16 protein-coding genes are annotated in these 17,812 nt (G+C 43.2%); all 16 read left to right on the forward strand.

The window, feature by feature from the left end; all coding sequences use genetic code 11:
• Positions 1–50: 50 nt before the first annotated feature.
• The 16 genes from tepA (at position 51) to rny (ending at position 17,745) form a co-directional block, all read left to right on the forward strand.
• Positions 51–788, forward strand: a complete 738-nt coding sequence (tepA, locus tag C1T29_RS10505; protein WP_014664011.1) for a translocation-enhancing protein TepA — start codon at positions 51–53, stop codon at positions 786–788.
• Positions 785–997: a YlzJ-like family protein gene (gene tepJ, locus C1T29_RS10510; protein WP_003231871.1), complete on the forward strand. Its 213-nt coding sequence runs from the start codon at positions 785–787 to the stop codon at positions 995–997. The genes tepA and tepJ overlap by 4 nt, the downstream gene beginning before the upstream one ends.
• 130 nt (positions 998–1,127) lie before the next feature.
• The gene (gene spoIIIE / locus C1T29_RS10515) at positions 1,128–3,491 is read left to right on the forward strand and encodes a DNA translocase SpoIIIE (protein WP_071576878.1); all 2,364 of its coding nucleotides are present in this window, start codon (positions 1,128–1,130) and stop codon (positions 3,489–3,491) included.
• A 144-nt stretch (positions 3,492–3,635) separates the two neighbouring features.
• Positions 3,636–4,361, forward strand: coding sequence for a GntR family transcriptional regulator (locus tag C1T29_RS10520; protein WP_003245732.1), 726 nt, complete (start codon positions 3,636–3,638; stop codon positions 4,359–4,361).
• 136 nt (positions 4,362–4,497) lie between these two features.
• Positions 4,498–5,709 (forward strand): bacillibactin exporter BcbE, encoded by a 1,212-nt coding sequence (gene bcbE, locus C1T29_RS10525; protein ID WP_080478329.1) that lies wholly within the window; start codon positions 4,498–4,500, stop codon positions 5,707–5,709.
• 198 nt (positions 5,710–5,907) lie between these two features.
• Complete coding sequence (locus C1T29_RS10530; RefSeq protein ID WP_103748764.1) at positions 5,908–7,188, forward strand: EF-P 5-aminopentanol modification-associated protein YfmF; 1,281 nt, start codon at positions 5,908–5,910, stop codon at positions 7,186–7,188.
• The gene (locus tag C1T29_RS10535; protein WP_040083147.1) at positions 7,185–8,471 is read left to right on the forward strand and encodes an EF-P 5-aminopentanol modification-associated protein YfmH; all 1,287 of its coding nucleotides are present in this window, start codon (positions 7,185–7,187) and stop codon (positions 8,469–8,471) included. Before C1T29_RS10530 ends, C1T29_RS10535 begins: the two co-directional genes overlap by 4 nt.
• Positions 8,472–8,525: 54 nt before the next feature.
• A complete protein-coding gene (efpI, locus tag C1T29_RS10540) occupies positions 8,526–9,254 on the forward strand; it encodes an elongation factor P 5-aminopentanone reductase (RefSeq protein ID WP_103748763.1) in 729 nt (242 codons plus the stop codon).
• An 80-nt stretch (positions 9,255–9,334) separates the two neighbouring features.
• Positions 9,335–9,592, forward strand: coding sequence for a DUF3243 domain-containing protein (locus tag C1T29_RS10545; protein WP_003245199.1), 258 nt, complete (start codon positions 9,335–9,337; stop codon positions 9,590–9,592).
• Between the two features lie 129 nt (positions 9,593–9,721).
• Positions 9,722–10,513 (forward strand): DUF3388 domain-containing protein, encoded by a 792-nt coding sequence (locus tag C1T29_RS10550; protein ID WP_040083145.1) that lies wholly within the window; start codon positions 9,722–9,724, stop codon positions 10,511–10,513.
• Between the two features lie 66 nt (positions 10,514–10,579).
• A complete protein-coding gene (rodZ, locus tag C1T29_RS10555; protein ID WP_211095886.1) occupies positions 10,580–11,446 on the forward strand; it encodes a cell shape determination protein RodZ in 867 nt (288 codons plus the stop codon).
• Between the two features lie 49 nt (positions 11,447–11,495).
• Complete coding sequence (gene pgsA / locus C1T29_RS10560) at positions 11,496–12,077, forward strand: CDP-diacylglycerol--glycerol-3-phosphate 3-phosphatidyltransferase (protein ID WP_014664019.1); 582 nt, start codon at positions 11,496–11,498, stop codon at positions 12,075–12,077.
• Between the two features lie 17 nt (positions 12,078–12,094).
• On the forward strand, positions 12,095–13,345 hold the full coding sequence (locus tag C1T29_RS10565) for a competence/damage-inducible protein A (RefSeq protein WP_069839433.1): 1,251 nt from the start codon (positions 12,095–12,097) through the stop codon (positions 13,343–13,345).
• Between the two features lie 172 nt (positions 13,346–13,517).
• Complete coding sequence (recA, locus tag C1T29_RS10570; RefSeq protein WP_003245789.1) at positions 13,518–14,564, forward strand: recombinase RecA; 1,047 nt, start codon at positions 13,518–13,520, stop codon at positions 14,562–14,564.
• 166 nt (positions 14,565–14,730) lie between these two features.
• Entirely contained in the window at positions 14,731–15,906 is a 1,176-nt protein-coding gene (locus C1T29_RS10575) for a serine hydrolase domain-containing protein (protein ID WP_103748762.1), read from the forward strand.
• Positions 15,907–16,182: 276 nt separating this feature from the next.
• Complete coding sequence (gene rny / locus C1T29_RS10580) at positions 16,183–17,745, forward strand: ribonuclease Y (protein WP_103748761.1); 1,563 nt, start codon at positions 16,183–16,185, stop codon at positions 17,743–17,745.
• Positions 17,746–17,812 lie beyond the last annotated feature (67 nt).

Consider the following 17,812-nt stretch of genomic DNA (forward strand, 5'->3'; position numbering starts at 1 on the left):
AGTATCTTTGTTCATAATACAAAGAGAAACTCGGAAAGGGTGAAAGCGAGATGGATCATCGTATGGAAAATACAGAAGAAGAGCGTTCTGAAAAAAATGATGCGAAAGACAGCATTATGAATAAAATACAGCAGCTTGGTGAAACGTCACTTCCACAGCTGCCCCAAGATACAAATATTCATTGTCTGACTATAATCGGACAAATAGAAGGCCATGTTCAGCTCCCTCCGCAAAACAAAACAACAAAATATGAGCATGTCATCCCACAGATTGTGGCAATTGAACAAAATCCTAAAATTGAAGGCCTGCTGATTATATTAAATACTGTGGGAGGAGATGTTGAAGCTGGTCTAGCAATTGCGGAAATGCTGGCATCTTTATCGAAACCGACCGTTTCTATCGTGCTTGGCGGGGGTCATTCCATCGGCGTTCCGATTGCTGTATCCTGTGACTATAGCTATATCGCCGAAACAGCAACGATGACGATTCACCCCGTTAGGCTCACCGGTCTGGTCATCGGGGTGCCGCAAACGTTTGAATACCTGGATAAAATGCAAGAAAGAGTTGTTAAATTTGTCACAAGCCATTCCAATATAACTGAAGAGAAATTTAAAGAGCTAATGTTCTCAAAAGGAAACTTAACACGCGACATCGGAACAAATGTAGTTGGTAAGGATGCAGTTGAATATGGATTGATTGACCACGCAGGCGGTGTCGGACAGGCAATCAATAAACTGAATGAGCTCATAGAGGCAGCAAGGAAAGAAGAAGGACGGATGATTCAATGATTCTGTATACCGTGATGCCGCAGGAAATTGTGTTTGCAGAACAGAACCAAGAAACGAGCGCACATGAGCAAATTGAATATAAAGGTGTACCGCTTCTTGTCGAAATGAAAGGAAATGAAGCGGAAGTCATTCAAATTATGAGCACAAACCCAATGCATTTTCTGCATCCGGACATTTCACCGGGACAAAAGCTGAAATTAAACGTATAAGAATCCAATCCTTTTTTAAGGGCAAAATATGCTATAATAGGGGAATCCTACAGAAAAAATGCAGCCTGTAAACGGCTGCTTTCTTCATTATGTATGAACTTACATTTTTTAACGCAGTAAGGTGATGAGTGTGGCAAAGAAAAAACGAAAATCAAGAAAAAAACAGGCGAAACAGCTCAATATAAAATACGAACTCAACGGACTGCTGTGTATAGCCATTTCAATTATCGCAATCTTGCAGCTGGGGGTAGTCGGGCAAACATTTATCTATTTGTTCCGCTTTTTTGCTGGAGAGTGGTTTATTTTATGCTTGTTAGGTTTATTGGTGTTAGGAGTCTCGCTATTTTGGAAGAAGAAAACCCCAAGCCTATTAACGAGACGAAAGGCCGGGTTGTACTGTATCATCGCAAGCATATTGCTGCTTTCTCACGTGCAGCTGTTTAAAAATTTGACGCACAAAGGGACTATTGAGTCCGCAAGCGTGGTCCGCAATACGTGGGAATTGTTTTTGATGGACATGAATGGCAGCTCTGCTTCTCCTGATTTAGGCGGAGGGATGATCGGTGCGCTGCTGTTTGCAGCTTCACACTTCTTGTTTGCGTCAACTGGTTCTCAGATCATGGCGATTGTCATGATTTTGATCGGCATGATTTTAGTCACAGGACGATCACTGCAAGAAACGCTGAAAAAGTGGATGAGCCCGATTGGACGCTTTATAAAAGAACAATGGTTGGCATTTATTGATGATATGAAATCCGTCAAATCAAATATGCAGTCATCGAAAAAAACAAAAGCGCCTAGCAAAAAACAAAAACCGGTCCGCAAAAAACAGCAAATGGAACCGGAGCCTTCTGATGAAGAGGGGGATTCTGAGACAGAATCGCCTCTTGTCCATTCAGAACCAATTATCTCAAGCTTTTCTGATCGTAACGAAGAGGATGAGTCTCCAGTTATAGAAAAGCGCACCGAACCTGTATCGGAGCCGCTTCAAGACATCCAACCGGAGACAGGTGATCAGGAAACTGTTTCTGCTCCTCCTATGACCTTTACGGAGCTTGAAAATAAGGATTACGAGATGCCGTCACTGGATTTACTGGCAGATCCAAAGCATACCGGCCAGCAGGCTGATAAAAAGAATATTTATGAAAATGCGAGAAAGCTTGAACGGACCTTCCAAAGCTTTGGCGTAAAGGCGAAAGTCACACAGGTTCATCTCGGGCCGGCCGTAACAAAATACGAAGTGTATCCTGATGTCGGAGTGAAGGTTAGCAAAATTGTCAATTTAAGCGATGATTTAGCGCTGGCGCTTGCTGCGAAGGATATCAGGATCGAAGCGCCTATACCAGGCAAATCGGCAATCGGAATTGAGGTTCCAAACGCAGAAGTGGCAATGGTTTCGCTGAAGGAAGTGCTGGAGTCTAAATTAAATGACAGGCCGGATGCGAAGCTGTTAATTGGACTTGGCCGCAATATTTCAGGTGAAGCTGTATTGGCTGAGTTAAACAAAATGCCCCACCTTTTGGTCGCAGGCGCAACCGGAAGCGGAAAAAGTGTCTGTGTCAACGGCATTATTACAAGTATTTTAATGCGCGCAAAACCGCATGAAGTGAAAATGATGATGATCGATCCTAAAATGGTAGAGCTGAATGTCTATAACGGGATTCCGCACCTGCTTGCTCCGGTTGTAACCGATCCGAAAAAAGCATCGCAGGCTTTGAAAAAGGTTGTCAATGAAATGGAGCGGCGGTATGAATTATTTTCTCATACGGGCACACGAAATATTGAAGGATACAATGATTATATAAAACGCGCCAACAATGAAGAAGGAGCGAAACAGCCGGAGCTTCCTTATATTGTTGTCATTGTGGACGAGCTTGCCGATCTCATGATGGTCGCTTCGTCTGATGTGGAAGATTCGATTACGAGATTGTCCCAAATGGCGCGGGCTGCCGGCATCCATCTCATTATTGCGACGCAGCGGCCTTCGGTGGACGTTATCACAGGGGTGATCAAAGCGAACATTCCTTCACGAATCGCGTTCAGCGTATCTTCACAGACGGATTCAAGGACCATTCTTGACATGGGCGGCGCAGAGAAGCTTCTCGGCCGCGGCGATATGCTGTTTTTACCTGTAGGGGCTAACAAGCCTGTCCGTGTGCAAGGAGCATTTTTGTCGGATGACGAAGTGGAGAAGGTCGTCGACCATGTGATTACACAGCAGAAAGCGCAATATCAAGAAGAAATGATTCCTGAGGAGACAACGGAAACTCATTCAGAGGTTACTGATGAACTTTATGATGAAGCTGTTGAATTAATCGTCGGCATGCAGACGGCATCTGTTTCAATGCTGCAAAGAAGATTCAGAATCGGTTATACGAGAGCGGCGCGCCTGATTGACGCAATGGAGGAACGCGGCGTTGTCGGGCCGTATGAAGGCAGCAAACCTAGGGAAGTCTTATTATCAAAAGAGAAATATGATGAGCTCTCTTCTTAATGAAGGGAGTTCCATTTTCCTTTAGTTATCAATAACAACATTATGTAAACTGATAAGCTTTCTATTTATTTTTTCGACAAAACATGATATAGTTGTCCCAATTGTTCAATAATTTTTATCGAAAGTGGTTTACGGAGGGGAAACATGTCTACAAAAGCTGATAATCGGCACTTGTATTTGAAAGTAATTGAACGAATTAAAGAGGATATAAAAAATGGGATCTACACTGAGAAGGAAAAGCTGCCTTCTGAATTTGAGCTTTCCAAAAAGCTAGGTGTGAGCAGAGCGACGCTAAGAGAAGCCTTGCGGATATTGGAAGAAGAACATGTGATTATCAGAAGGCATGGTGTAGGCACTTTTGTCCATTCTAAGCCGTTATTTCTTTCGGGCATTGAACAGCTGAACAGTGTAACGAAGATGATAGAACAGGCAAATATGACCCCTGGCACGATTTTTCTGTCATCACAAGTGCTTATGCCGTCTGAGGATGATACGAAGAGGTTTCATTTGGCAGAAGGGCAAGAACTTTTTTACCTTGAACGTGTTAGAACAGCTGACGGACAGCCGATTGTATATTGTATAGACAAAATTCCGATGAATATTTTGCCGAATTCTTTTTCTCATCAGCAAGAATCTATGTTTGACCTGCTTGAGAAAAATTCAGGCTCCGTAATCAGTTATGCAGTAACTGATATAGAACCGATCGGCTATCACGATACCATTTCTCCAGTGCTGGAATGCGATCCGGAAACAGCACTTTTACTGTTAAAACAAACCCATTACGATCAGCACGATAAACCGGTGCTTTACTCGTTAAATTATTTCAGAGCCGATAAATTCAGATTTCATGTTTTGCGTAAACGATTCTAAAAACGGACGCTTGTGTGTCTGTTTTTTTATTTGCACTGATTCATGTTTCTTTGTACATACTTTCATTCCGGTTAACGCAATATATAAGAGATGACAAGAAAGTGAATGGGTGAAAATGTTGAGAAAGAAAAATGGAATGAAAAATATTATTGCATTGTCTTCCGTCCCGCTTGTGATGACACTCGGGAACTCCATGCTGATTCCTGTTCTTCCGATGATGGAAAAAAAGCTGTCGGTGACTTCATTTCAAGTGTCGTTAATCATTACTGTATATTCAGTAGTGGCAATTATTTGCATTCCGATTGCCGGATATTTGTCGGATCGTTTCGGGAGGAAAAAAATATTGCTTCCATGTCTCCTCATTGCAGGATTAGGTGGAGTGGTAGCTGCTTTTGCCTCAACCTACATGAAAAATCCTTATGCTATGATCTTGGCGGGGCGTGTTCTTCAAGGCATCGGTTCTGCAGGTGCCGCTCCTATCGTTATGCCGTTTATCGGTGACCTTTTTGAAGGAGACGATGAAAAGGTCAGCGCTGGACTTGGAGATATTGAAACCGCTAACACGTCAGGGAAGGTACTGAGTCCCATACTTGGCGCATTACTGGCTTCCTGGTACTGGTTTGTACCGTTTTGGTTTATTCCGTTTTTCTGTTTGATCAGCTTTTTGCTCGTATTGTTTTTAGTGGCCAAGCCTGAAGAAGATGAAGATGCGCCTGCGGTTTCTGAGTTTATCAAGAGCGTGAAGAAAATCTTTAAGCAGGATGGGCGCTGGCTTTATACGGTCTTCATTATCGGGTGTGTCATTATGTTTTTGTTATTTGGCGTATTATTTTATTTGTCAGATACGCTGGAGAACAAGTATGCCATTGACGGAGTAGCTAAAGGCGGATTACTGGCAATCCCACTTTTGTTTTTGTCAACCAGTTCTTTTATAGCTGGCAAAAAGATCGGTAAAGATAAAGGCCGAATGAAATTTTGCGTTGTGACAGGAATGATTCTGTTGACCCTGTCGTTTATTGCCTTGTGGTGGAACCACAGTTTTTATTTTTTATTTGTCTTTTTAAGCTTTGGCGGAATTGGGATTGGCATGGCTCTTCCTGCTTTAGATGCATTGATAACCGAAGGAATTGAAAGTGAGCAATGCGGAACCATATCCTCCTTCTACAATAGCATGCGCTTTATAGGAGTGGCTCTCGGCCCGCCTGTTTTTGCTGCACTAATGTCAAATGCAAACTGGATTATTTTCATACTCTCGGCGTTTTGCAGCATTGTTTCTTTATTTTTAGTGCTCTTTACTATAGATGCTAAAAAAAGTGAAGAAGAAGAAAAAAACTTAGGGACGGTCTAGCCAACCGTCTTTTTTTGCGCGCCCTTGCAGGTTCCAACCATCGCCGAGATTGGAAAAGAACTTACTATACCGTATGTGGAGGTTATTGTTTCCTTATAAATCCTACAGTTGCTATAATTACATGAAAGAGTGTTTCTGCGTATGCTTAAAATTGGTCATAATACATACTAATGAAGAAATGAACGAAGGAGGTTCCATATGTCATATGTTAATGAATTCAAAACAAAGCACGGCGGTTTAACCGCACACATTGTAGAAACAGAAAAATTTAAAACCGTCTCGCTTATTTTTAAGATGCTTGCGCCGCTGACAAAGGATCAAGTCACCAAAAGAGCGCTTCTCCCGCATGTGCTTCTTCGCGGAACGAAAAGCCATCCGAAAACCTCAGAATTGCGTTCCTATTTGGATGAGCTGTACGGCACATCAGTATCGGCGGACCTTACGAAAAAAGGAGAGCGGCACGTCATTACGTTCAGGCTTGAAATCCCGAATGAAAAATATTTAAAAGACCAAACACCGCTTCTTGAGAAAGGGCTTCAGCTTCTCGCAGAAATCGTCTTTTCACCTGCTTTAGAGGGGGGCGCTTTTCAGGCACAATATGTGGCTCAAGAAAAACGGACGCTTAAGCAAAGAATCCAAGCCGTCTATGATGATAAAATGCGCTACTCGAATTTAAGACTGATACAGGAAATGTGCCAAAATGAGCCTTACGCGCTCCATGTCAATGGTGAAATCGACGATGTCGATGACATTACGGCCGAGCAATTATACGAAACATACCAAAGTGCTATCCAAAAAGACCAGCTTGATCTTTATGTTGTTGGTGATGTGGACAGTAAGCAGGTGCAAACGGCCATTGATAAGTATTTCCAAACCGAAGAGCGCACTCTTGGCATGATTGAAAACAATCGGGCTGATGAAAAAGTTCAGGCAAAAGAAGTGATTGATGAGGAAGATGTCAAACAAGGAAAGTTGAATATCGGCTACCGCACCGGCATCACTTATACAGATCAGGACTATCCGGCTTTACAAGTGTTTAACGGATTGTTCGGCGGATTCTCTCACTCTAAACTTTTCATTAACGTTCGGGAAAAAGCCAGCCTTGCTTACTACGCTGCTTCACGTATAGAAAGTTTTAAAGGCTTGTTAATGGTGATGTCAGGCATTGAAGTGAAAAATTACGACCAGGCTGTTTCAATTATTGCGGAGCAATTTCAGGCAATGAAAAACGGCGATTTCAGTGAGCAGGACATCGAACAGACAAAAGCCGTCATTCGCAACCAAGTGCTGGAAACAATTGATACTGCATACGGTTTAACTGAATTTTTATATCAGCAGGCCGCTGCTCAAGTCGAGATTCCTATCGAAGACTTTCTTGCCAATATTGAGAATGTCACAAAAGAGGATATCATGAAAGCCGGCGAAAAGATTCAGCTTGATACGACTTATTTCTTAAAAGGGACGGAGGGAGCATCTTGATCAAACCAATCGAATATGAACAGCTTCAGGAGACGCTGTATCATGAAAAAATGTCCAACGGCCTTGACGTATACGTTTTGCCGAAAAAAGGTTTCAACAAGACATATGCGGTCTTTACAACAAAGTACGGCTCAATAGATAACCGGTTTGTCCCTTTAGATAAAAATGAGATGGTTCACGTGCCGGATGGGATCGCCCATTTTCTTGAGCACAAGCTGTTTGAAAAAGCGGACGGAGATGTTTTTCAAGATTTCAGCAAACAGGGTGCTTCTGCCAATGCGTTTACGTCATTTACAAGAACGGCTTATCTTTTCTCAAGCACATCAAATGTTGAACGCAATTTAGAGACGCTCATCGATTTCGTGCAGGACCCATATTTCACTGAAAAAACGGTTGAAAAAGAAAAAGGGATTATCGGGCAGGAGATTAACATGTACGATGATAATCCTGATTGGAGGCTTTACTTCGGAGTCATTGAAAACATGTACAAAGAACATCCTGTCAGAATTGACATAGCGGGAACAGTGGAAAGCATTTCACATATTACAAAAGATCTTCTTTATGAATGCTATGAAACGTTTTATCACCCGAGCAACATGCTCCTATTCATTGTCGGCCCGGTAGATCCTGAAGCGATCATTTCGCAGGTCAGAGAAAATCAGGAGAAAAAGCCGTATACCGATCAGCCGGAAATCAAACGTGAAGAAGTGAAAGAGCAAGAAGCGGTTTTCCGAAAAGAAAAAGAGATCAAAATGAACGTGCAGGGACCGAAATGCCTTGTCGGGCTAAAATCAAAGAACCCGTTTAGATTAGGCAAAGAGCTGTTAAAGCATGAACTTTCTATGAACTTATTGCTTGAAGCTCTTTTCGGCAAAAGCTCTGCCCAGTATGAATCACTTTATGAAAAAGGATATATTGACGAAACGTTCAGCTTTGATTTTACTGCTGAATATGGGTTCGGTTTTGCAGCGATCGGCGGAGATACGCCTGATCCTGATCAATTGGCTGAAGACGTTTCAAGCATGCTTTTGCGCGCGGGCGAATTGATTACCGCTGAAAAGATTGAACTGGCCAGAAAGAAAAAGATCGGTACATTCTTAAAAGCGCTGAATTCCCCTGAATACATCGCCAATCAATTTACTCGTTACGCATTCTTGGATATGAGCCTGTTTGACGTCGTAACGGTACTCGAGCAGATTACTATCGAAGATGTGCAGAAAGTCATACAAGAGGAAATTGCTGCAGACAGACTGACTGTATGCAAGGTTGTTCCTAAATCATAAACAAAACATCCCTCCAGTGTGAGGGGTGTTTTTGTGCGGAAAGAGGGAAAGAGGATGAACAAAACAGCACTAATCACCGGAGCAAGCGGCGGCATTGGCAAAAGCATCAGCGAAACCCTTGCGGCTAAGGGATACAATCTGCTGCTCCATTACAATACAAATCAAAATGCGGCAGCGGAGCTTGCTGAAAAACTAAGAGAGAAGTTTGGCGTGTACGCGGAGATATTGCAAGCCGATCTGTCCTCGCCAGAAGGGGCAGAAAAGCTGACAAGTTTAATTGTTCAGCCGATTGATGCGATTGTTTTAAACAGCGGAAGAAGCCATTTTGGGCTGATTACGGATGTGGATAACGTAACAGTCCAGGAAATGGTTCAGCTCCATGTGGCGAGTCCGTATATGCTGACAAGAAACCTTCTTCCAGGCATGATTCGGAATAAATCGGGAGCAATTGTGGCTGTCAGCTCGATTTGGGGAGAGACTGGAGCATCCTGTGAAGTGCTCTACAGCATGGTAAAGGGAGCTCAGCATTCGTTTGTAAAAGGACTGGCTAAGGAGCTGGCGCCAAGCGGAATCAGGGTAAACGCGGTAGCGCCGGGCGCGGTGGATACAAATATGATGAATCAATTCACCCCGTCTGAAAAAGAAGAGATCGCTGATGAGATCCCGATCGGCCGGCTGGCCCGGCCGCAGGAAATTGCGGATGCAACAGCTTTTCTCCTGTCTGACAAAGCATCATATATCACCGGCCAAATTCTGTCGGTGAATGGCGGCTGGCACTGCTGATCCGAAAATATTCGGTGTATAGTTTCTTTTGCGAAGGACACAATAATCTTGTAACTTCACATGAAATGGAGGAAACAAGCATGTCAGTATTAGAAAACTGGGATAGCTGGAAAAACTTCCTTGGCGACCGTCTGAACTATGCGCAAGATAAAGGTATGAGCCAGGATACGATTACAGATCTTGCGACAGAAATCGGCAGCTACTTGGCTAATGAAGTGGAATCTAAGAACGAGCAGGAAAAAGTGCTGGCAGATCTTTGGAGTGTAGCATCAAAAGATGAACAGCACGCCATTGCCAATATGATGGTTAAGCTTGTTGAAAATAACAGCACTCACTAGGAAGAGAGGGGATTTTTCCTCTCTTTTTTATGTTTTCCTCATCACAGCAACATTCTTCTTTCTAATTAGAGAAAAATGCTTTATGATAAAGGAAGGTAAAATTTTGCCACAATGAAGGGGGTATATCATTTGGCAAAGCTCGAATGGTATTTTGAATATGAAATTCAAGTGAACCGCCCCGGACTGCTCGGGGATATCTCATCTCTTCTTGGGATGCTTTCTATTAACATCGTAACGATAAACGGCGTCGATCTTTCCAGAAGGGGAATGCTCCTCAGGTGCCGCCATATAGATCAAATTAAACGATTAGAATCAATCTTAAAAACGATGGAAACAATTAAAGTAACGAAGCTTAGAGAACCGAGGCTTCGCGACCGTCTTGCCGTACGCCACGGCCGCTATATTCAACGGGATGCCGATGATAAGAAAACGTTCCGCTTTGAACGGGACGAGCTTGGCTTATTAGTCGATTTTATGGCCGAATTGTTCAAAAAAGAAGGCCATAAATTAATCGGAATCAGAGGAATGCCGCGTGTCGGAAAAACGGAATCGATTGTGGCCTCCAGTGTGTGTGCAAGCAAAAGGTGGCTGTTTGTGTCCTCAACCTTGCTGAAGCAGACGATAAGAAGCCAGCTGATTGCCGAAGAATACAGCACTGAAAATGTCTTTATCGTTGACGGAATTGTGTCAACACGAAGAGGATCGGAACGCCATCTCCAGCTGGTCCGAGAAATAATGCGGCTTCCGGCAACAAAAGTGGTGGAGCATCCGGACATATTCGTTCAAAATACAGAGTATACACTAGATGACTTTGATTATATTATTGAACTGAGAAATGACCCTGATGAGGTTATTACATATGAACATGCCGAGGAACCCCAAATGTTTGATCAACCCGGGTTTTCAAGCTTTGATTTTTAAAATTGGAAGGTGTTTGTTGTGACTGAACTAGGAATCCGGCTCAAAGAAGCCAGAGAGGAAAAAGCAATGTCATTGGATGATCTCCAAGCGGCAACAAAGATTCAAAAAAGGTATTTAACCGCCTTGGAGGAAGGAAACTATGACATTATTCCGGGGAAGTTTTATGTTCGGGCATTCATCAAGCAATATGCAGAAGCCGTTGGGCTTGATGCGGATCAGCTGTTTGAGGAGCATAAAAAAGATATCCCGAATACGTATCATGACGATGTGTCTGAAAAGATCTCTGGCATGAATCTTCAAAAGGAAATGCCAAAGCCAGCATCTAAGGCGCTGGAGCTGCTGCCAACGATACTTGTCATTCTCGGCGTGATTGTCGTGATTGCCATTGTGTACGCGATCATTCAATTTGCGAACCACAAAAACAGTGATGATCACAATGCGGCATCAGAAAAAGCAATTACGCAAAGTGAGAGCAAGTACGAAATCCCTAAAGATTCAACGCTGAAAGAGAATCAAAATAACAGCTCTGAAAAAGAGACAGACACTAAAAAAGAAACGAAAGAAAACGAAGATAAGAAAAAAGAAAATGACAGTGATAAGCTGGAGATTAAAGCTGCTGGCACCGAAGGGTCGTTAACGACTTATGAAGTGTCCGGCGCTGATAAAATCGAGCTTGAATTGAAGGCAGCGGACAGCTCTTGGATTCGGGTGCGCGATGAAAACAGCAGCTCTTTAAAAGAAGGAACGCTGAAAAAAGACGAAACCTATAAAAAAGATATAACTGATCAGAAACAGGTTGAAATCCGCACAGGATATGCACCTAATCTGAAAATAAAAATCAACGGCAAGGTTCTTTCATATGAACTTGATCCGAAAAAAGTGATGGCACAAACCATAAAGATTGTAAATAAAAAGGAAGAAAAGTCATCTTAATTACCAGATGACTTTTCTTCACGTCCGAGTATGAAATTGGAGGGGCTTTATGTTTAACTTACCAAATAAAATCACACTAGCTAGAATCGCATTAATCCCAATCTTCATGATTATCATGCTGGCGCCGTTTGACTGGGGCAGGCTCGAAGTTGGAGACGAATCGATCCCGATCGCACATTTGGCGGGGGCCATTCTATTTATTATTGCATCTACAACAGATTGGGTTGACGGATATTATGCCCGAAAACTGAATCTCGTAACAAACTTCGGGAAATTTCTTGATCCGCTTGCGGACAAGCTGCTCGTATCCGCAGCGTTAATTATCCTTGTTCAATTTGATCTCGCGCCAGCTTGGATGGTCATTGTGATTATCAGCAGGGAGTTTGCTGTAACAGGTTTAAGGCTTGTTTTGGCCGGAACAGGAGAAGTCGTAGCTGCTAACATGCTTGGTAAAATCAAAACGTGGGCACAGATTATTGCGGTATCCGCATTGCTTCTTCACAATCTTCCATTTGAACTTGTGTCATTCCCGTTTGCTGACTTGGCGCTGTGGGTAGCCGTCTTCTTTACTGTCGTCTCAGGCTGGGAATATTTCTCTAAAAACTGGGAAGCGTTAAAAACATCTAACTAAGAAAGAAGGACTTCGTCATGGAATTTCCAAAAAAAGCAGAAATAATTGCAGTCGGTTCAGAGCTGCTGCTTGGCCAAATCGCCAATACAAATGCTCAATTTATCAGCAAACAGCTCGCTGAAATCGGGGTCAACGTATTTTATCATACAGCGGTCGGAGACAACCCGGAGCGGCTGAAGCAGGTCATCCGCATTGCTGAAGAACGCTCTGACTTCATTATTTTTTCAGGAGGTCTTGGACCCACAAAGGATGACCTGACGAAAGAAACGATTGCAAATACGCTGGGGCGTCCGCTTGTGTTAAATGATGAGGCATTCCAATCCATTGAGGACTATTTCAAGCGAACAAAACGCACGATGTCACCTAATAACCGAAAACAGGCGCTTGTGATCGAAGGATCTGACGTGCTGGCGAATCACTTTGGAATGGCCCCGGGAATGCTCATAGAGCATGAATCGCGCTTCTATATGCTTCTTCCTGGGCCGCCGAGCGAATTGCGTCCAATGTTTGAAAACGAGGCAAAGCCTCTTCTGCTCAAAAAGATGGGTTCAAATGAAAAAATTGTGTCCACCGTTCTTCGCTTTTTCGGTATCGGGGAATCTCAGCTTGAAGCCGATTTGGAAGACATTATTGATGCACAAACCAACCCGACAATCGCTCCTTTGGCTGCTGATGGAGAGGTGACGCTGCGTCTGACAGCCAAACACGCCGATGAAAAGGAAACAGAACGTCTGCTAAAAGAAACAGAGGCCGTTATCTTAGAGCGTGTCGGTGAATTTTTCTATGGGTACGATGATACTTCTCTTGTAAAAGAGCTATCTAAAGCATGTAAGGAAAAAGGCATTACAATTTCTGCGGCAGAAAGCTTTACCGGCGGGCTTTTTTCTGAATGGCTGACGGATCTTAGCGGTGCTTCAACATTATTTGCCGGCGGTGTTGTTTGCTATACAAACGACGTGAAGCAGAATGTGCTTGGTGTGAAGAAGGACACATTAGATCGTTTTGGAGCGGTCAGCAAGGAATGCGCAGCCGAACTGGCTAAGGGTGTTCAAAAACTCACTGGCAGCGATATCGGCATTAGCTTTACTGGTGTAGCAGGACCTGATGCTCAAGAAGGGCATGAGCCTGGACATGTGTTTATCGGTATTTCCGCAAATGGGAAAGAAGAGGTTCATGAGTTTCACTTTGCGGGCTCCAGAACGGGAATCAGAAAACGCGGCGCCAAATATGGCTGCCATTTAATCTTAAAGCTTTTAGAACAAAAATAATATTATCAGCACATTATCCTCCTAAGAAAACATGATTTCTCTGATACATTATGATATTTTGATAGGAATCACGCCAAGAAAAAATCCGAATATGCGTTCGCTTTTTTCTTGGCAAAACCCTTCAAACAGGGTATAGTATATGTAGTGGTAACATAAAGGAGGAAAAAATAGAATGAGTGATCGTCAGGCAGCCTTAGATATGGCTCTTAAACAAATAGAAAAACAGTTCGGCAAAGGTTCCATTATGAAACTGGGAGAAAAGACAGATACAAGAATTTCTACTGTCCCAAGCGGCTCCCTCGCTCTTGATACGGCATTGGGAATTGGCGGATATCCGCGCGGACGGATTATTGAAGTATACGGTCCTGAAAGCTCAGGTAAAACAACTGTGGCGCTTCATGCAATTGCTGAAGTACAGCAGCAGGGCGGACAAGCCGCGTTTATCGATGCGGAGCATGCGTTAGATCCGGTATACGCGCAAAAGCTTGGTGTTAACATCGAAGAGCTTTTACTGTCTCAGCCTGACACAGGCGAGCAGGCGCTTGAAATTGCGGAAGCATTGGTTCGAAGCGGGGCAGTTGACATTGTTGTTGTCGACTCTGTAGCTGCTCTCGTTCCGAAAGCGGAAATTGAAGGGGACATGGGAGATTCGCATGTCGGTCTACAAGCACGCTTAATGTCTCAAGCGCTTCGTAAGCTTTCAGGGGCCATTAACAAATCGAAGACAATCGCGATTTTCATTAACCAAATTCGTGAAAAAGTCGGCGTTATGTTCGGGAACCCGGAAACAACTCCTGGCGGCCGTGCACTGAAATTCTATTCTTCCGTGCGTCTTGAAGTGCGCCGTGCTGAACAGCTGAAACAAGGCAATGACGTAATGGGGAACAAAACGAAAATCAAAGTCGTGAAAAACAAGGTGGCTCCGCCGTTCCGTACAGCCGAGGTTGACATTATGTACGGAGAAGGCATTTCAAAAGAAGGAGAAATCATTGATCTAGGAACTGAACTTGATATCGTGCAAAAAAGCGGTTCATGGTACTCTTATGAAGAAGAGCGTCTTGGCCAAGGCCGTGAAAATGCAAAACAATTCCTGAAAGAAAATAAAGATATCATGCTGATGATCCAGGAGCAGATTCGCGAACATTACGGCTTGGATAATAACGGAGTAGTGCAGCAGCAAGCTGAAGAGACACAAGAAGAACTCGAATTTGAAGAATAAAAATAAAATAAATTTCAAATGATACAAAAGGCTGAGTGAAAAACTCAGCTTTTTTGTATTTTGTAAAAAATGATAAAAATATTGCTTTTCTTGACAACTTTTTTAGGGCTTTATTCGTCTAACAAAACGTGTGCAAAATGGAATTTATTTCGGGAGGAAAAAATGAATGACGAGCCCAACCCGCAGAAGAACTGCGAAACGCAGACGGAGAAAACTAAATAAAAGAGAAAAACTGTTGCTTGGTCTTTTAGCAGTGATGGTTTGCATTACGATTTGGAATGCGCTTCATCGAAATAGTGAAGAAAACGAGCCATCTCAAGAAACTGCAGCGGTTTCAAATACCGATCAGAAAAAAGAGGTTAAAAAGAAAACTGCCAAAAAATCAGAGGAACAAATCAAAACAGTAGACCGAAATCAAAACATCAGCAATTATTTAAAAGAGATCAGTTTCAGCGGAACCGCTATGATTGTCAGAAATGGAGAAATCGTAACAAATAAAGGTTTTGGCTATGCAGACCGTGAACATCACATTCAAAATAATCCATTGACGTCTTTTTACGTCGGTTCGTCACAAAAAGCGCTGATTGCAACCGCTATTTTGCAGCTTGAGGAAAAGGGGAAACTTCAGACAAGTGATCCGGTAAGCACGTATTTACCTCATTTTCCAAACGGACAAACGATTACTTTGAAGAATCTGCTTACACATACATCGGGGATAAACGGACATATTGAAGGAAACGGCGCCATTACCCCGGATGATTTAATAAAAGACATAGAACTTCAGGGAATCAAACGTCAGCCTGGCGTATGGGACTACAAGGATTCCAACTATTCTGTTCTCGCTTATATCATTGCTGAAGTAAGCGGTGAGCCGTATGAACAGTACATAAAGAATCATATTTTTAAACCGGCGGGAATGACGCATGCAGGCTTTTACAAAACATATGAAAAAGAACCTTATCCTGCCGTCGGGTATAAGATGAAGGGCAGCAAAACGGTTACACCGTATATACCTGATCTATCTCAGCTGTATGGAGCCGGCGATATTTATATGAGCCCTATAGATATGTACAAATTTGACCAAGCGCTGATAGACGGAAAACTGTATTCACAAAAAAGCTATGAAAAGATGTTTACGCCAGGGAGCAGCTCCACATACGGCATGGGATTTTATGTTGCTCCCGGAAGCTATTCAAACCATGGTGTTATGCCGGGCTTCAACATCTTGAACAGCTTTAGTAAATCTGGGCAAACCATTGTTATTTTGTTCTCTAACATTCAAAATAACGCTAAATTGGGCCAAGTGAACAATAAAATATATCAGCTTCTGAATCAAGAATGATCCGTGATCTTCTTTTGGATAAATTGCATTCGGCACGGGAAAAGACGTCGGGTCTGCAAACGTTAAGATGGCAAGCTTGACAAGTATTTCCGACACATTTACAATGAAGTTGTAACATTTGTTTTTTTAACATGATTGTTAAACCATTTAAACTTGACAAGGGCGATGAACATACTCATTCCCTGTGAAGGTTCTGTATGTTGAGAAAACTAGACAATGTACATGCCGACACTTATTTAAGCAACAACCAAGTTCATAGCAAGAGGAGGTGAAAGTATGACCCCAATTATGATGGTTCTCATCTCCATTTTGCTGATTCTACTCGGTTTAGTTGTTGGCTACTTTGTTCGTAAAACCATTGCCGAAGCGAAAATTGCGGGCGCACGCGGTGCAGCCGAGCAAATTCTTGAAGATGCAAAGCGTGATGCTGAAGCACTGAAAAAAGAAGCTCTGCTTGAAGCAAAGGATGAAATCCACAAACTTCGAATAGATGCTGAACAGGAAGTTCGTGAAAGACGAAATGAGCTTCAAAAACAAGAAAACCGTTTACTCCAAAAGGAGGAAAACCTTGATCGCAAACATGAGGGAATTGATAAACGGGAAGCGATGTTGGAGAAGAAAGATCATTCTCTGAATGAACGACAACAACATATTGAAGAGATGGAAAGCAAAGTGGATGAGATGATTCGTATGCAGCAGTCAGAGTTGGAACGAATTTCGAGTCTGACTCGTGATGAAGCAAAGCAAATCATTCTTGAGCGGGTTGAAAACGAGCTTTCACATGACATCGCCATCATGACAAAAGAAACTGAAAACCGTGCGAAAGAAGAGGCGGATAAGAAAGCGAAAAACATTCTTTCACTCGCCTTACAGCGCTGCGCAGCGGACCACGTTGCCGAAACAACGGTATCAGTTGTCAATCTTCCAAATGATGAGATGAAAGGACGTATCATCGGACGGGAAGGGCGTAACATTCGTACGCTTGAAACGCTGACAGGAATTGACCTGATTATTGATGATACACCTGAAGCTGTCATTCTTTCCGGATTTGATCCGATCAGACGTGAGACAGCCAGAATTGCTCTTGATAAACTCGTTCAGGATGGCCGAATTCATCCGGCACGGATTGAAGAAATGGTTGAAAAATCTCGTCGCGAGGTCGATGACTATATTCGTGAGATGGGTGAACAGACGACATTTGAGGTTGGCGTTCACGGCCTCCACCCAGATCTCATCAAGATCCTCGGCCGCTTAAAGTTCCGTACAAGCTACGGTCAAAATGTGCTTAAGCATTCCATGGAAGTCGCATTCTTGGCCGGTCTAATGGCATCGGAGCTTGGTGAAGACGCAAAGCTTGCCAAACGTGCGGGTCTTCTTCACGACATCGGGAAAGCAATTGACCATGAAGTAGAAGGAAGCCACGTTGAAATCGGGGTAGAGCTTGCGATCAAATATAAAGAGCACCCAGTCGTGATTAACAGTATTGCATCACACCACGGGGATGAGGAGCCGACTTCCATTATCGCTGTGCTGGTCGCTGCAGCAGATGCGCTTTCCGCTGCAAGGCCTGGCGCGAGAAGTGAGACGCTCGAGAATTATATTCGAAGGCTTGAAAAACTCGAAGAAATTTCTGAGTCCTACGAAGGTGTTGAAAAATCATTTGCCATTCAGGCTGGACGCGAAGTGCGCATTATGGTGAAGCCGGATTCAATTAATGATCTTGAAGCTCATCGACTGGCGCGAGATATCCGCAAGCGAATTGAGGACGAGCTCGACTATCCAGGTCATATTAAGGTGACTGTAATCAGAGAAACTCGTGCCGTAGAGTATGCAAAATAAAGTGATGCGCTAAGCATCACTTTATTTTTTTGACGGCTAAGGAATTTTCAAGAAGAAAGGATTTACA

It is taken from the genome of Bacillus sp. MBGLi79, from assembly GCF_002953915.1.

Bases quoted from the DNA above. Each gene is read 5' to 3' on its own strand.
- efpI (WP_103748763.1), top strand. From the start codon at position 8,526: ATGAACAAAACAGCACTAATCACCGGAGCAAGCGGCGGCATTGGCAAA.
- recA (WP_003245789.1), top strand. From the start codon at position 13,518: ATGAGTGATCGTCAGGCAGCCTTAGATATGGCTCTTAAACAAATAGAA.
- tepA (WP_014664011.1), top strand. From the start codon at position 51: ATGGATCATCGTATGGAAAATACAGAAGAAGAGCGTTCTGAAAAAAAT.
- C1T29_RS10545 (WP_003245199.1), top strand. From the start codon at position 9,335: ATGTCAGTATTAGAAAACTGGGATAGCTGGAAAAACTTCCTTGGCGAC.
- C1T29_RS10530 (WP_103748764.1), top strand. From the start codon at position 5,908: ATGTCATATGTTAATGAATTCAAAACAAAGCACGGCGGTTTAACCGCA.
- C1T29_RS10520 (WP_003245732.1), top strand. From the start codon at position 3,636: ATGTCTACAAAAGCTGATAATCGGCACTTGTATTTGAAAGTAATTGAA.
- rodZ (WP_211095886.1), top strand. From the start codon at position 10,580: ATGTCATTGGATGATCTCCAAGCGGCAACAAAGATTCAAAAAAGGTAT.
- tepJ (WP_003231871.1), top strand. From the start codon at position 785: ATGATTCTGTATACCGTGATGCCGCAGGAAATTGTGTTTGCAGAACAG.
- bcbE (WP_080478329.1), top strand. From the start codon at position 4,498: ATGAAAAATATTATTGCATTGTCTTCCGTCCCGCTTGTGATGACACTC.
- C1T29_RS10565 (WP_069839433.1), top strand. From the start codon at position 12,095: ATGGAATTTCCAAAAAAAGCAGAAATAATTGCAGTCGGTTCAGAGCTG.
- rny (WP_103748761.1), top strand. From the start codon at position 16,183: ATGACCCCAATTATGATGGTTCTCATCTCCATTTTGCTGATTCTACTC.
- C1T29_RS10575 (WP_103748762.1), top strand. From the start codon at position 14,731: ATGACGAGCCCAACCCGCAGAAGAACTGCGAAACGCAGACGGAGAAAA.
- pgsA (WP_014664019.1), top strand. From the start codon at position 11,496: ATGTTTAACTTACCAAATAAAATCACACTAGCTAGAATCGCATTAATC.